This is a genomic window from Pseudomonas retamae (assembly GCF_043496865.1).
GTDB lineage: Bacteria > Pseudomonadota > Gammaproteobacteria > Pseudomonadales > Pseudomonadaceae > Aquipseudomonas > Aquipseudomonas retamae.
Genome location: NZ_JBIEIL010000006.1, coordinates 71,653 through 86,362, shown reverse-complemented (window position 1 = coordinate 86,362; position 14,710 = coordinate 71,653). Strand labels below are relative to the sequence as shown.

13 protein-coding genes are annotated in these 14,710 nt (G+C 60.2%); 1 reads left to right on the top strand and 12 read right to left on the bottom strand.

The window, feature by feature from the left end; all coding sequences use genetic code 11:
• Nucleotides 1–148 precede the first annotated feature (148 nt).
• Nucleotides 149–1,183 (top strand): alpha/beta fold hydrolase, encoded by a 1,035-nt coding sequence (locus ACGSLL_RS13815; RefSeq protein ID WP_394506635.1) that lies wholly within the window; start codon nucleotides 149–151, stop codon nucleotides 1,181–1,183.
• A gap of 13 nt (nucleotides 1,184–1,196) precedes the next feature.
• Here the strand turns inward: ACGSLL_RS13815 and ACGSLL_RS13810 are convergent, their stop codons facing one another.
• The 12 genes from ACGSLL_RS13810 to ACGSLL_RS13755 form a co-directional block, all read right to left on the bottom strand.
• Nucleotides 1,197–1,526, bottom strand: coding sequence for a GlpM family protein (locus ACGSLL_RS13810; RefSeq protein ID WP_394506886.1), 330 nt, complete (start codon nucleotides 1,524–1,526; stop codon nucleotides 1,197–1,199).
• 8 nt (nucleotides 1,527–1,534) lie between these two features.
• Nucleotides 1,535–2,860: a two-component response regulator AauR gene (gene aauR / locus ACGSLL_RS13805; protein WP_394506633.1), complete on the bottom strand. Its 1,326-nt coding sequence runs from the start codon at nucleotides 2,858–2,860 to the stop codon at nucleotides 1,535–1,537.
• On the bottom strand, nucleotides 2,857–4,758 hold the full coding sequence (aauS, locus tag ACGSLL_RS13800; RefSeq protein WP_394506631.1) for a two-component sensor histidine kinase AauS: 1,902 nt from the start codon (nucleotides 4,756–4,758) through the stop codon (nucleotides 2,857–2,859). The genes aauR and aauS overlap by 4 nt, the downstream gene beginning before the upstream one ends.
• A 160-nt stretch (nucleotides 4,759–4,918) precedes the next feature.
• Nucleotides 4,919–5,653: an amino acid ABC transporter ATP-binding protein gene (locus ACGSLL_RS13795; protein ID WP_007916729.1), complete on the bottom strand. Its 735-nt coding sequence runs from the start codon at nucleotides 5,651–5,653 to the stop codon at nucleotides 4,919–4,921.
• On the bottom strand, nucleotides 5,650–6,321 hold the full coding sequence (locus ACGSLL_RS13790) for an amino acid ABC transporter permease (protein ID WP_039758394.1): 672 nt from the start codon (nucleotides 6,319–6,321) through the stop codon (nucleotides 5,650–5,652). The genes ACGSLL_RS13795 and ACGSLL_RS13790 overlap by 4 nt, the downstream gene beginning before the upstream one ends.
• Nucleotides 6,321–7,067, bottom strand: a complete 747-nt coding sequence (locus ACGSLL_RS13785) for an amino acid ABC transporter permease (protein ID WP_090285893.1) — start codon at nucleotides 7,065–7,067, stop codon at nucleotides 6,321–6,323. The genes ACGSLL_RS13790 and ACGSLL_RS13785 overlap by 1 nt, the downstream gene beginning before the upstream one ends.
• 192 nt (nucleotides 7,068–7,259) lie before the next feature.
• Nucleotides 7,260–8,186, bottom strand: a complete 927-nt coding sequence (locus ACGSLL_RS13780; protein WP_394506628.1) for a glutamate/aspartate ABC transporter substrate-binding protein — start codon at nucleotides 8,184–8,186, stop codon at nucleotides 7,260–7,262.
• A gap of 262 nt (nucleotides 8,187–8,448) precedes the next feature.
• Complete coding sequence (gene mtr, locus ACGSLL_RS13775) at nucleotides 8,449–9,708, bottom strand: tryptophan permease (RefSeq protein WP_394506626.1); 1,260 nt, start codon at nucleotides 9,706–9,708, stop codon at nucleotides 8,449–8,451.
• A gap of 150 nt (nucleotides 9,709–9,858) precedes the next feature.
• A complete protein-coding gene (locus ACGSLL_RS13770; RefSeq protein WP_394506624.1) occupies nucleotides 9,859–11,184 on the bottom strand; it encodes an amidase family protein in 1,326 nt (441 codons plus the stop codon).
• A gap of 30 nt (nucleotides 11,185–11,214) precedes the next feature.
• Nucleotides 11,215–12,924 carry an NAD(P)/FAD-dependent oxidoreductase gene (locus ACGSLL_RS13765; protein WP_394506622.1) on the bottom strand — a complete coding sequence of 570 codons (1,710 nt, stop codon included), beginning with the start codon at nucleotides 12,922–12,924 and terminating at the stop codon, nucleotides 11,215–11,217.
• Between the two features lie 18 nt (nucleotides 12,925–12,942).
• Nucleotides 12,943–13,428 carry an aromatic-ring-hydroxylating dioxygenase subunit beta gene (locus ACGSLL_RS13760; RefSeq protein WP_394506620.1) on the bottom strand — a complete coding sequence of 162 codons (486 nt, stop codon included), beginning with the start codon at nucleotides 13,426–13,428 and terminating at the stop codon, nucleotides 12,943–12,945.
• Nucleotides 13,409–14,707, bottom strand: a complete 1,299-nt coding sequence (locus tag ACGSLL_RS13755) for a Rieske 2Fe-2S domain-containing protein (protein ID WP_394506618.1) — start codon at nucleotides 14,705–14,707, stop codon at nucleotides 13,409–13,411. The genes ACGSLL_RS13760 and ACGSLL_RS13755 overlap by 20 nt, the downstream gene beginning before the upstream one ends.
• Between the last annotated feature and the right edge of the window lie 3 nt (nucleotides 14,708–14,710).

Genomic DNA, 14,710 nt, shown 5'->3' with positions numbered 1-14,710 from the left:
CGGACCCAGGCGGTACATGGATATTGTTTGCACCGGCTGGATGACCGCTCGGCACTCTTCATCAAACTGTCATCGAACTGTGGCAGCGCGCTTGAACAAACATCATCAGACTCGCGGCTTACTGGGGTTCTGCGTTTCGGTGTTTTTCATGGGTAAGCATTTTTTTTCTGTCGCGGCCATTTTGGCCGCGCTTTTATTCGGCGCTTCAGCGGCGGCGGCAGGGCGTTGCGATGTCAATGTCCCGACCGAGCGGGCTGATCTGCCGCAGGTGAGCATCGCCTATCAGAGCATCGGCCGTGCCTCGGACCCGGCGCTGCTGCTGGTGATGGGCCTGGGCGGGCAGTTGATCCACTGGCCGGATGAGGTGGTGGTCGCGCTGTGTCAGCAGGGCTTTCGAGTGATTCGCTATGACAATCGCGATGTCGGTTTGTCGACCTGGCGTCAGGCGCCGGTTGAAGCCAACCTGACCTTTGAAGTGCTGCGCTACAAACTCGGTTTGCCGGTTTCGGCCCCGTACAGCCTGACTGACATGGCCGACGACGCGCTGGGTTTGATGGACGCCTTGCAGGTTCAGCAATTCCACGTACTCGGCGCGAGCATGGGCGGGATGATTGCTCAGCATGTGGCAGCGATGGCGCCGCAGCGAGTCGAGAGCCTGACGTTGATCATGAGCACGTCCGGTGCCGAAGGGTTGCCGGCACCGAGCGCGGCACTGGTGCAGTTGCTGTCGCGCCGCGGCGCACCGAATCGTCAGGTGGCGCTGGAGCAACAAGCGGATTTGCTCGCGGCGCTGGGCAGCCCCAACGTTACCGATGATCGTCAAGCCCTGCTGCAACAGGCCGCGGCGTCCTATGACCGGGCGTTCAATCCAGAAGGGGTGAAGCGGCAGATCATGGCGATCCTCGCCGAACCGAGCCGGGTGGCGCTGCTCAACCAGTTGCGCGTGCCGACGCTGGTGGTGCATGGCACGGCGGACCCGCTGCTGCCGGTGATGCATGGCGTGCATCTGGCGGCGCACATTCAGGGCAGTCAGTTGAAGCTGATTCCGGGGCTGGCGCATCGCTTTCAGGAGGCGTTCAAGGAACCGTTGCTGGCGGCGGTGCTGCCGTATTTGCAGGCGCATCGTGAGGACACGTCGCATTGGGCGCGGGTTGAGCCGGTGGCGGGTGGGGATGTGCTTTAGGTGGCTTTTGATCTTAACTGTGAATACGCACCCAAACGCTCACCAAAACAGTCGCCGCCATCAACCACGCCACCGCCGCCACGGCCAGCGAAGCCTCCAGCCGCATCCGGTCCACCATCACATACAACGTCGCCAGATAAACGAAGTACGGAATGATCGACCACATCCCGAACACGATGGTGGTTTTCAGATCCTCAACCGAGCGCCCCTTGCCGACGATGTAATGCGCGATCAGCGCAAAGGTCGGGAACAGCGGCACCAATCCTGCGATGTAATAATTTTTGGTCTTGGAGAGCGCCGCGAGGATCAGCACCACGGCGGCGCCGATCGCGGCTTTGAGAATCAGGTCCATCAGTGGCTCAGCCCGTACTTTTTCACTTTGTCGAACAGCGTGGTCTTGGCCATGCCCAGCTCCAGGCTCGCCTGGGTCAGGTTGCCGCCGCTGCGTTGCAGGGCGTCGCTGAGCAAGTTGCGTTCGAAGGCTTCCACCGCTTCGGCAAAGGCCAGGCCCTGGCCGCTGTTGGCGCCGGACTTCTTGAACGCCGGCAAGCCGAGGGCGAAGCGTTCGGCGACGTTGCGCAGTTCGCGCACGTTGCCCGGCCAGTCGTGGCTCATCAGGTTCGACAGGGTCTGGTTGTCCAGCTCTGGCAAGGCGCGGTCGAAGCGCAGCGCCGATTGCTGGGTGAAGTGTTCGAACAATTGCAGGATGTCTTCGCGGCGTTCGCGCAGCGGCGGCAGTTCCAGGGTCACGACGTTGAGGCGGTAGTACAAGTCGCTGCGAAATTCGCCGGCCTTGCTCGAAGCGTCGAGGTCGGATTTGGTCGCCGCGATCACCCGGCAATCCACGGCCACGCTCTGGTTCGAGCCGAGGCGTTCGAGGGTGCGTTCCTGGAGCACACGCAGCAGTTTGATCTGCAGGGGCAACGGCATGCTTTCCACTTCGTCGAGGAACAGCGTGCCGCCGTCGGCGTGTTCGATCTTGCCGATGCGACGCTTGCCGGCGCCGGTAAAGGCGTTGGCCTCGTGACCGAAGATCTCGCTTTCAAACAGATTTTCCGGCAGGCCGCCGCAGTTCAGCGCGACGAACTGTTTGCTGTGGCGGCGACTGAAATCGTGCAGGCAGCGCGCGACCAGTTCCTTGCCAGTGCCGGTTTCGCCCTCGATCAACACGTTGGCCGAGGTGTCGGCGACGTTGGCGATCAGCTCGCGCAGGTTCTGCATGGCGGGCGAGCGGCCGATGATCCGTCCTTCCAGCGAGTCGCGTTCGGCCAGTTGTCGACGCAGCGACGACACTTCGCGGGCGAGGCCGCGTTGTTCCAGCGCTCGCCGCGCGACATCGACCAGACGCTCCGGCGAGAACGGTTTTTCCATGAAGTCATAGGCGCCTTTTTGCATCGCACCCACGGCCATGGAAATGTCGCCATGGCCGGTGATCAACACCACCGGCAAGCTGCGATCGCGGGCCTTGAGGCGGGTCAGCAGTTCCAGGCCATCGATGCCCGGCAGGCGGATGTCGCTGATGACGATGCCGGCAAAATTGTCGCCGACCTGCTCCAGCGCTTCTTCGGCACTGCCGACGCCGATGCAGGGAATGTCTTCCAGGGTCAGCGCCTGTTGGCAGCCGAGCAGCACATGGGGGTCGTCTTCGACGATCAGCACACTGAGATCGTTATTCATATTGGCTCGGCAGGAGTAGGGCTTACCAACGGTAAACTGAGGACGAAAGTAGTACCACCGCTGGCCGGGTGTTCGACACCCAGATGCCCGCCGGTGGCGGCCGCGAGGCTCGCAGAAAGTGTCAGGCCCAGGCCCAGGCCTTGCGCGCCGGGCTTGGTGGTGAAAAACGGTTCGAACAGATGCTTGCGCGCTTCGGCGTCGATGCCATGGCCGTTGTCGCGCACGCGCAGGCGGTATTTGCCGTCGAATTCTTCGCCTTCCAGCCACAGCTCGGGCTGCGCTTGCGCGTGCATGGCGTCGAGGGCGTTGCCGATCAGGTTGACCAGAATCTGCTCCAGACGGGTCTGATCGATGTGCAACTGCACGTCGCTGAATTGCCGATGAATCTGTAGTGGCGAATGCTCCAGGCGCGCGCCGAGCAATTGCAGCGCCGCCTCGACAGCTTTGCCAAGGCTGGCCTGGCCTTGGTTGTCGCCTCGCCGGGCGAACGAACGCAGGCTGGCGGTGATGCGGCCCATGCGATCGATCAAGTCATTGATGGTCTTGAGGTTGGTGCTGGCGACATCCAGTTGCCCGCGCTCAAGGAAGCGCACGGTGTTGCCGGATAGCGTACGCATCGCCGCCAGCGGCTGGTTCAGTTCGTGGGCGATGCTCGTCGACATCTGGCCGATGGCGGCGAGTTTACCGGCCTGCACCAGTTCATCCTGGGCGCGGCGCAAGGTCTCTTCGGCCTGACGGCGTTCGCGGATCTGGCTTTTCAGCCGTTCGTTGCTGGCGCGCAGATCGGTGGTGCGTTCGGTAATCCGACGCTCGAGTTGATTGTTGGCTTCCTGCAAGGCTTCGCGGGCGGCGAGGCGGGTGGCGATGACTTTGCGCCGCTCGTTCCAGGCAATCAGCAGGAAGGCGAGAAAGGCGAACGCCACAGCGACCAGAATGCCTTGGTTGATCGCTTCACGGCGCAGGTCCTGCAGCGGCGTGAGCAGGGTGAAATTCCACGGTGTGTCGCTCAGCGGCCGGGTCTGCGCCAGATAACTGATGTCGTCTTCGTCGGATTGCACTTCGCTGTTGGCCGGGAAGGTGAGTTTTTCCACACCTTCCTCCAGCGTCTCGCGGGCCAGCGGTTGCAGTTCGTTGAGCGGGAACCAGTAATACTGCAGGCTGCGCGCCAGTTTCTCTTTGACCTCGTCGCTCAGCGGGATCACCGACTTGAGGCGTCGAGCCGGATCGCTGGAGAGAATGATGATGCCGTTTTCGTCGCTGACAAACGCTTCCAGACGTGCACGCTGCCAGCGCTCTTCCATGGCTTCCAGGCGCACTTTGACCACCGCGACACCGATGATCTTGCCGTGCTCTTCGAGGCCGTGGGCGAGGTAATAACCGGGCTCGCCGCTGGTGCTGCCGATGCCGTAGAAGCGCCCCGGTTCGCCGCGCACGGCTTTCTGGAAGTAGGCGCGAAAGGACAGGTCTTCACCGAGGTAACTGTCGACATCGCGCCAGTTGCTGGTAGCCATGACGCGGCCGGTGGTGTCCATGACGTAGATGGCCCGACTGCGGCTGCGCCGGTTCAGGCCTTCAAGGTAATCGTTGACCGTACGCCGGGTTTCCGGGGTCGGGTCGGCCAGCAACTGCGAAACACTGGTTTCCAGTTCGAGCAGGCTGGGCAGGTAGGTGTATTTGCTGATCTCGCTTTCGACCGCGCGGGCATGCAGTTCCAGCTGACGCTGGCCATTCTCGCCGAGGCTGCGGATACCGAAATGCTCACTGGTCCAGAAGCCGATGAAACCCAGACCGATCATCAAGGCGATGACCAGCGGCGGCAGGAACAAATGACGAATCAGACGGGGCTTCACGGCAAGTGATGGCGGCGCTGCGCGATAAAGATTGGGGTCGCATTTCATCACAGTTGCCTTGGGTCAACCACCACACTTGTTTCAGAGGCGCTGCCGCCCCTTGTGGGAGCGAGCCTGCTCGCAAAAGCGCTGTGTCATTCACATCGTCATCGTCTGACAGATCGCATTCGCGAGCAGGCTCGCTCCCACAGTTGGAGAGCGACGCTTTTTAATGCTGCAGGATTTTCTCGAGGAAGTGCTGTGCGCGTTCGGAGCGGGCGCTGATGTCGCCGAAGAATTCCTCTTTCGGGCAGTCTTCGATGATCTTGCCGGCGTCCATGAAGATCACGCGGTCGGCCACTTTACGGGCGAAGCCCATTTCGTGGGTCACGCACATCATGGTCATGCCTTCGTGGGCCAGTTGCACCATCACGTCGAGCACTTCGTTGACCATTTCCGGGTCGAGCGCCGAGGTCGGTTCGTCGAACAGCATGACGATCGGGTCCATCGCCAGCGCACGGGCAATCGCCACACGCTGCTGCTGGCCACCGGACAACTGCCCCGGATGCTTGTGGGCATGTGCCGAGAGGCCGACACGCTCAAGCAGTTGCAGACCTTTTTTGGTCGCCTCTTCCTTGCTGCGACCCAGCACCTTGATCTGCGCGATGGTCAGGTTTTCGGTGATGGTCAGGTGCGGGAACAATTCGAAATGCTGGAACACCATGCCCACGCGCGAGCGCAGTTTCGGCAGGTTGGTCTTCGGGTCGGCAATCGACGTGCCGTCGACGACGATATCGCCTTTCTGGAACGGCTCCAGTGCGTTGACGCACTTGATCAGCGTCGATTTGCCCGAGCCCGACGGGCCGCAGACCACGATCACTTCGCCTTTCTTGACCTCGGTGCTGCAATCAGTCAGCACCTGGAAGTCCCCATACCACTTGTTGATGTTCTTGATAGAGATCATACGGCGAACCTTTTTTGCAGACGCTTGACCAGCAGCGAGGCGGAAAAGCTGATGATGAAGTAGACGACACCGGCGAAGATCAGGAACTCGTTGGAACGGCCGATGATGTCGCCGTTCGAGCGCGCGGAGTTGAGGAAGTCGACCAGGCCCACGGTGTAGACCAGCGAGGTGTCCTGGAACAGGATGATGCTCTGTTGCAGCAGCAACGGCGTCATCTTGCGGAACGCCTGGGGCAGGATGATCAGGCGCATGGTCTGGCCGTAGGTCATGCCCATCGCTTGCGCGGCGGCCATCTGGCCTTTGGGTATCGACTGCACGCCGGCCCGGACGATTTCACAGAAATACGCCGCTTCGAACATCATGAAGGCCACGACGCACGAGGTGAATGCACCGATCGGCGTGTCTTCGCCGGTGATCCAGCGCAGCACGAACGGCACCGCCAGGTAGAACCAGGTGATCACCAGCAGCAGCGGGATCGAACGGAAATAGTTGACGTACGCGCCGGCAATGTTCGACAGCAGTTTGCTTGACGACAGGCGCATCAGCGCCAGGATCGTGCCGAGCACGATGCCGCCGATCACGCCCATGACCATCAACTGCAAGGTCATGACCATGCCGTTCCACAGGCCCGGGATCGCGGGGATGATGCCGCTGAAATCGAAGTCCATTATTTACCCCCCACGGAGATCAGGCCGGGCACGGCGACTTTCTTCTCGACCATGCGCATCAGCAACATCAGGCTCATGTTCAGGGTGAAGTAGATCAGCGTGGCCAGGGTGAAGGCTTCAAACAGGTTGGCCGAGAACTCGGCGGTCTGTTTGGTTTGCGCCAGCAGTTCCATCAAGCCGATCAGGGACGCCACGGAGGAGTTCTTGAAGACGTTGAGGAATTCCGAGGTGAGCGGCGGAATGATGATCCGGTACGCCTGCGGCAGCAGCACGTTCCAGTAGATCTGCGGCAGCTTGAAACCCATCGCGCGGGCGGCGGCTTCCTGGCCGCGTGGCAGCGCCTGGATACCGGTGCGCACCTGCTCGCAGACACGGGCAGCGGTGAACAGACCCAGGCACACGACAACGCTCAGGTACGCCGAGGTGGTCGGGTTGAGGTCTTGCTTGTACCAGTCCTGCAGGTTCTGCGGCAGCAAGTCGGGCACCAGAAAGTACCAGATGAACAGCTGAACCAGCAGCGGCACGTTACGAAACAGCTCGACGTAGCAGGTCGCGATGCCCGCTACGATGCGGTTTGGCACAGTGCGCATGACCCCCAGAATGGAGCCCAGCAGCAGAGCGATGATCCATGCCACGACAGCGATGCCGATGGTCCAGCCCAGACCGGCGATGTACCAGTCGAGATAGGTCTCGCTGCCAACGCCAGTGGACTTGAAGAACACGCCCCAGTCCCAGTTGTAATTCATTAGGGTCTCCCCTCGAAATCGATCGATGTACAAGCACCCGCTTGGGGAAAATCCTTTCCCACCTGACGTTGAACGTCAGGCACACACGATCGGCTCGAAAACCGCCAGGTCGAGTGTTCCACAGCAAAGCCAGCAGGCAGTAACAGACGTCTGAGGGAGGTCGCTCCCTCAGACGATAAGGTTAGTCAGGAATCAGATTTTCACGTCAGGCGCAGGCTTGTCGCTCGGGTTGGCGATCAGATCCTTTACCTTGTCGCTCATCGGGAAGTTCAGGTTCAGGCCTTTTGGCGGGATCGGGCTTTCGAACCACTTGCTGTAGATCTTGTTGATCTCGCCAGACTTGTACAGGCCGACAATGGCGTCATCGACGGCTTTCTTGAACGGCGCGTCGCCTTTGCGAACCATGCAGGCATAGGCTTCGAAGGATTGCGGGGTACCGGTGATGACCCAGTCAGTCGGCTTCTTGGCCTTGGCTTCTTCACCGGCCAGCAGGGCGTCGTCCATCATGAAGGCAACGGCGCGGCCGCTTTCGAGCATGTTGAAGGACTCGCCGTGGTCTTTGGCGGAGATGATGTTCATGCCCATCTGCTTGTCAGCGTTCATCGCTTTGATGATGCGCTCGGACGTGGTGCCAGCGGTGGTCACGACGTTTTTGCCCTTGAGGTCAGCGAAGTCGTTATAGGACGGCTTGCCTTCCTTGTCTTTCTTGACCAGCAGACGGGTGCCGATTTCGAAGATGTTGACGGTGAAGTCGACCTGCTGGGCGCGTTCGGTGTTGTTGGTGGTGGAACCACACTCGATGTCCGCGGTGCCGTTCTGGATCAGCGGGATACGGGTTTGCGAGGTCACCAGGTTGTACTTGACCTGCAGGTCTGGCTTGTTCAGGTCTTTTTTCAGGGCTTCAACGATCGCCACCTGAATGTCGTGGGAGTAACCCACTGGTTTGCCAGAAGCATCTGCAATGTAGGAAAACGGAATTGAGCTGTCGCGGTGAGCGAGCGTGATGGTGCCCGAATCGTTGATTTTCTTCAGGGTGCCGGTGAGTTCGGCGGCGAAAACTGGCGTGCTGATCAGAGCTACAGCAATGGCTGCGCCCAGGATATGGGGAACGATGCGCATCAAATTTTCCTCGACATTGTTTTTTTTATGGAGCCAGTTTGTCGGCCCTTTTGTGCTTCGAATGCCTGACGGCTCCTGAAGTGTTGGCTCAGCGGGCATTCGTCGAGAGAGTGTAGAGCATGAGTCGTGCCAGAGCAGTCGCCGATGGTTAACTGGCTGTTTTATAACGTTATTAAAGTTTTGTGATGGTTTTTTTGTGAAGGACTGATCCGGTTTACCGAATCGACCAAAGAGTCTCGTTCGGAAAACCGAACGCCACGCCTTACCGCCACACAGGCAGCCACCCGAATACAAACAGAAGATGCGATAGCGCGCATATCCCCCCGAACGACAGCACCAGCGCGATCATCGGCGTACCGCCCCACACCCGATAGCGTGGGCTACCGAAGCGTTTGCGTGATGCGCGTGCCAGCAGCGCCGGGGTGATGACCGCCCACAAGGTAGCGGCCAGTCCGGCGAAACCGATGGCGTGCAGAAAACCTTCCGACCAGATAAAAGCGCAGAACATCGGCGGTGCAAACGTCGCGATGGCGGTTTGCAAGCGACCGCCGGGGCTGTCGTCAAACCCCAGCACATCGGCCAGATAATCGAACAGACCGAGGGTTACCCCGAGAAACGAGCAGGCCACGGCGAAGTTGGAGAAAAACGTCAGCAGCAGATCAATGTTGGCGCTGTCGAGCCGGGAGCCCAATGCGTTGATCAGCACATCGATATTGCCGCCGCGCTGGGCGATGTCCTTGAACGCATCCCGGGGAATGTTGCCCATGCTGCACAGCATCCACACCAGGTACAGCAGCAGTGCGACCAGCGTGCCGCTGACCAGACAGGCACGGATACGCTGCGGATCCTTGCCGTAGTGTTTCATCAGGCTGGGCACGTTGCCGTGGAAACCGAACGAGGTCAGGCAAAAGGGCAGCGTGACCAGCAGATAAGGCCAGTAATGACTTTCGGCGCTGGTCAGATCGAGCAGCGTAGTGCTTTGCACATGCCCCAGCAAACCGCCGAAGGTCAGAAAAAACGCGAGAATCTTTGCTCCGAACACCAGCGTGGTCATGCGGCTCACTGCGGTCGTGCTGAGCCAGATGATGAACGCCACCATCAGGGTGAACAGCAGGCCACCGGCGCGTGATGAAAACTCGACACCCATCGTTTGCGCGGTGTGATGAATGACCGATCCACTGGCGGAAATATAAGCGTAGGTCAGCGTGTACAGCACAAACACGATGCTCAAGCCATTCAAGCGGCTCCAGCCACGACCGAGCAGATCGCGGGTGATCGTGGAAAAACTCGAGCCTTCGCGGTAATTGAGGTTGGCCTCAAGAATCATCAGCCCGGAGTGCAAGGTGCAGAACCAGGCAAACAGCAGCACGGCGACCGAGCCGTAGAACCACAGCCCGGACATGATCACCGGCAGCGAGAACATGCCCGCCCCGACGATGGTGCCACCGATGATCATGGCGCCGCCAATGATCGAGGGCGTGCGTTCGGCAGCGGGTGTGGAAGACATTGAAGTGACACGCATGGCAGGGCCCGCAAATTGAAGGGTTATGAACGCATCAACACACATCCCCTGTGGGAGCGAGCCTGCTCGCGAAGGCGGTGTGGCAGACGAAGTGAGGGTTGACTGGCACGACGCTTTCGCGAGCAGGCTCGCTCCCATAGGGATCGTGGTTTAACCGCTCTGTAGCAGGCGCATCAGATACCGCACGTTCGCCAGTAAAAAGTCGTCCTGGCCTGGGAGCGCATCGAACGACAGGCCCACCGGCAACGCACCTGCCGCCGCCACCGGAACACTGATGCTCGGCGCCGCCAGGTTGCTCGCCGGGTCGGTATTGCGCACGAAGGTTTCGAAGTGGCCTTCATTCGGGCAATCGCTGAGCAGCGGTGCACTGCAAGTGACGGTCGGGTAGGCCAGCAGATCCAGTCGATGACGAGTGAAAAGGGCGCGGTATTGCTGTTCCAGACGCAGTTTGCTCATCAGTGCCTGCACGTAGTCGGTGTATGAAATCGCAGGGCTTTCCAATTGGGCGGTGAGGATTTTCTTGATCGCCGGATCGCGGATCTGCGCGAGGATGTCGAGGAACTGCTCGCCGCGGCCTCCTTTCATCAGAAACCGTGGAAAATCGATGAAAAATTCAAAGATCGGCAACGGAAACTGAATGCTCTCGTTGATCTCGCCAATCACGGCATCATCGACCGGCACGATGATCGCACCGTGCTCGGCGAGGGTATCGATGGCTGCGCGGCAATCGCGCTGCACGTTGTCGGCGAGATCGGTCCAGAGAAAACCCTCCGGGATGCCGATGCGCAACGGCCGGGTTTCAGGCTGATGAAAACTACCGGTCAATTGTGCGTGAACGAACTGGCAATCCTCCACGGTGCGGGTCAGCAGGCCCGGGGTGTCTTTGGTTTGCGACACCGGGACGATGCCGTCGACCGGATAAACGCCGGTGGTGGGGCGATAACCGACGATGCCGCAGAACGCCGCCGGTATGCGCACCGACCCGCCGGTGTCGGTGCCGACCGCGCACGCCACCAGTCCGGCAGCGACCGCCGCAGCACAACCGCCACTGCTGCCGCCGGCACTGTGGCGTTGGTTGACCGGGTTGCTCACGGCACCGTGGGTATGGTTGGCCGAGGTCACGCCGAACGACAGTTCGTGCATGTTGTTCTTGCCCATGATCTGCGCGCCCAGTTGCCGGAAGCGCTCGACGATGCCGGCATCGGCCTGCGGGACATAGTCGGCCAGCCCGGGCGTACCGGCGGTGGTCGGCAGGCCGCTGACGTTGATGTTGTCCTTGAACGACACCGGCAGGCCATACAGTGCGCTGCCGGTATCAGCGGCGCGGGTGAGCGCCGTCGGGTCGAAGGTGATGAAACTGTTCAGGTGTTGCAAGTGCACATGGCGCTCGCGCAGGGCGCGCTGCCAGGTGTTCGGGCAGTGTTGGCCACTGCGAAATCCGTTGACGAGCTGTTCAATGGAAAGCTGGCTGTACATGGAGGGTTCTCGACGCTGGAAGGAGTTGGGTCAGCAGTAGCGGTACTGCGAGTGCAAGTCGTCGAGCGGGTTACCCGCAATCAGATCACCGCCCAGACTGCTGATCACTGCACAGGCACCATTGAGCGCGGTTTGGATCGCGCCCTCCGCCCAGCCACCGGTGAACGAGGCGCCGCAACCGGCCAGATACAAACCGGTATCCTGCTGCGGATCGAGTGCGGTGCGGAATTGATAGAACAGGCGCTCCGAGTAGATGTCGTCGCCGGGAAAATTCAGTTTGAAGGCGCCCAGTGCATGTGGGTCGGTCAGCCAGTCGTACTCCAGCACGTAGCGCTGGTAGTCACCGTCGAGCGGGAGCAGGTGGCTGGCAAATTCCGGTGCGCTCATCGCCAGCTCATCGACGAGTCGCAGGCAGCGTTGCACCTTGTTCTTCATCGACACCATTTTGTGCGAGTCGTCTTCCCAGGTGTAACTGATCAGTACCACGCCCCAGGCGTCAGGGTCGTGTGGCGCGTAGTCGAGGCAGTACACGCCCTTGACCAGGGTGTCGGTCTGGATGTTCTGTGGCAAACCGTGCTTGAGCCAGAACTTGTCCCTGGTCAGGATGAACAGCTTGGACGAGCCGACCATGTGCGTTTCATTGATCGCCCGCGCGACATCGCGGTTCACGAATGCCTGATTCTGCGTGAGTTTGAGGTTTACCTGCAGGGCGCGGGTCGTGGTGGTGGTGATCACCCGGTCGCAGGCATAGGTTTCGCCGTTGCTGCCGGCCAGCAGAATCTCGCCGTTCGCGCCTTTGTTGATCGATTCGATGCGTGTGCGGCAGATCATGTCGCGCAGCGCAATGCCATTGAACGAGGTGTCGGCAATCCGATCGGTCAGGCTTGAAATTCCGTTGGGCACCAAGCGCTGATTGACCTCCAGCGCATTGACCACCAAGCGCAGGATTTCCGTGAATGAAGCGCGGTACACCGATTGAAAACCGCCCGAACCAATGCCCAGCGAGCCGAACAAGTGGAAGTCTTCGGGTTTGCGCCACGGCTTGCCACCGGGAGGATTAATGCCGGTGAAGATGCGCACCATTGCCGAATAGAACGAGCTGTCGCCGAAGCAATCCAGATAGCGTTGCCATTCCGGTCGCACCTCGGCGTAGTTGTGCTGTTTCAGCAGTTCTGTCAGCAGCAGGGGCGGGGCTAGACAGGTGCCGTCGTCAAGGGTGACGCCTTGACTGAGAAACGCGTTCCAGCCTTGATGCACGGTGCTGAACAGCGCCGGCGGTGCCTGCATCGCCGCCCAGTGATGGGTTTGGTCACGGTAATGGATTTCAGTGTCGACTACGCCCGGATCGGGAAACGCTTCGGTGGTCTCAATGCCGAAGCGCTGCAAGTAATGGAACAGTCCGACTTCGCTCGGAGGAAACCGCATGGCACCCATTTCCGCGATGAATTGCGGATGAGCCGGATCAAAGCACTGAGTCAGAAAGCGTCCACCGACGTGCTGTTCTTCAGCTTCGAACAGGGTCACGCGGCGTGCGCCGGCACGCAGCAATTCATAAGCCGCCACCAGCCCGGTCAAGCCGGCGCCGACAATGCCGATGTGTTTTTCAGCGCTGTGCGGTGGCAGGCAGCCGACGGCGCTGTGGGCGTTGCGCAGAAACTGACCGTAGTCATACAGCAGATCGACGTAGGGAAAAGACAGGCAGGTGGGCGCCTGTTTGCAGCCGTTGGGGATAGCGTTCAAAAGAAAATTCTCGATCGATCAGATGATGAGTTGCAGGCTTTCGAGGGCACGCGCGGGGTTGAGCAAGAGGATTTTCTTGCCCTGGATTTTCCAGCAGCCATCGAGGTTGACCAGTTGATATTCGACGGTGACCGGGTAGTGCCATTCGCTGTCGCCGCGAGCCTCGCAATAGAGCATGTTGGAGCTGGCGAAGGCGCTTGGCGAAGCTTGCTCAAGCGTGATGCGCGGGCGCTGGGCGATATGCAGGCTGCGGCTCCTGGGCTGCTGGGAAAAGTTGCGCGCATTGGCCAGCCGGTTGATTCGCAGCGTGGTCAGGAAGCGGTCTTCATACACCAGCGACGATTCGTGCAGCGGGCTGCGTTGCTCGCGAGTCATCGGGATCCAGTAGTGGTAATCATCACTGAGCAGTTGTTGCCAGGCGTCGAAATCCTGCTGGTCGAGCAAGTGCAACTCGGTCTCGATCAATTGCTCGATGGCGCGGTGATTAGATTGATCGGGTTGCATGGTCGTCCTGCATCAAGTGCTGCCAACTGTTATAGAAATTACGCATGGCCATTTCGCTGGTGCCGGACACCACGTGGGTCTGCGCATAGGATTCATTCGGGCTGAACAGGCGGGCGACGTTGACCCAGTCGTTGGCGTCGCTGCTCAGGCCTTCCATGGCCCGTTCGTACATTTCCACGTCGTCGTGGGCGACCATCGAGCATGGCGAGTTGATCAGGTTGTTGTACTGCACGGTTCTTTCCAGCAACTGCACGGGCGCGCCCTGCAGCTCGAAAATCCACGATTCAACGATGGTTTCGCGGGCGTTGACCGGTTTGATCACGCGCAGCGTCTGGATCGGTCCCTTGACCATCAGGTTGGGGAAATACACGGTGTTGTGGCGAGTGTCGTCGAGGATCGCCCGGGCCTGCTCTTCACCGTAGCTTTCGACCATCGCCTCCCAGTAACCGGGAATGTCGGTGTAAGCCTTGTGAATCGAATTGCTGACGCCGGTGTGTCCGTGCCCGTTGGGCCAGACGCGAATGCCCATGCCGGCGAAAAAATCGTAAGACGCCATGAATGGCGAGAACAACTCGACCGCCATCGGCGGCTTGCCCTGATCGCCGGTTTCCTGCCACAGACGTATCGCTTCGCCGGCCGAAGACTCGTGGGCGATCATCGGGTGGCAGGTATCAGTCTGATTGTCGACGACCATCTTCCAGTTGCAGCGATGGCGATGCAGCAGCGGCTGGCCGATGATCTTCAATTGGCCTTGCGGCGACCGCATGACCATGTTGTCCAGCGTCGACAGCGACTCACCGAAAAACGCCTCGAAGCCGATGCCCTCTTCCGTCAGACGGACAAACACGAAGCCGCGATAGTTGTGCACCGCCGTCACGGGACGCATGCCTTTGTGCGCGGCACAACTGCTGAGGTCGCAGTCGTCGTATTCCTTTTTCACCGGAATGCTCAGCAGTTCGCCGTCAGTCTTGAATGTCCAGGCGTGGTACGGACAGCGCATGAAGCGGCCAACGTTGCCGCGCGCTTCAGCGAGGACTTTCACGCCTTTGTGCGGGCAGCGGTTGTGCAGCACGACGATTGCGCCGTTCTTCTGCCGCACCATCGCCAGCGGCTGCGCGGCCAGGGTGGTGGTGAAATAGTCGCCGGTTTCGGGGATCAGGCTGTCGTGGCCCAGGTAACACCAGCTCGCGGCGAACACGCGCTGCTGTTCCTGTTCGAAAAGCGCCTGATCGAGGAACAGGGATTTATGCACTTCTCTGCCATTGAAGTAATTGTCCAACGC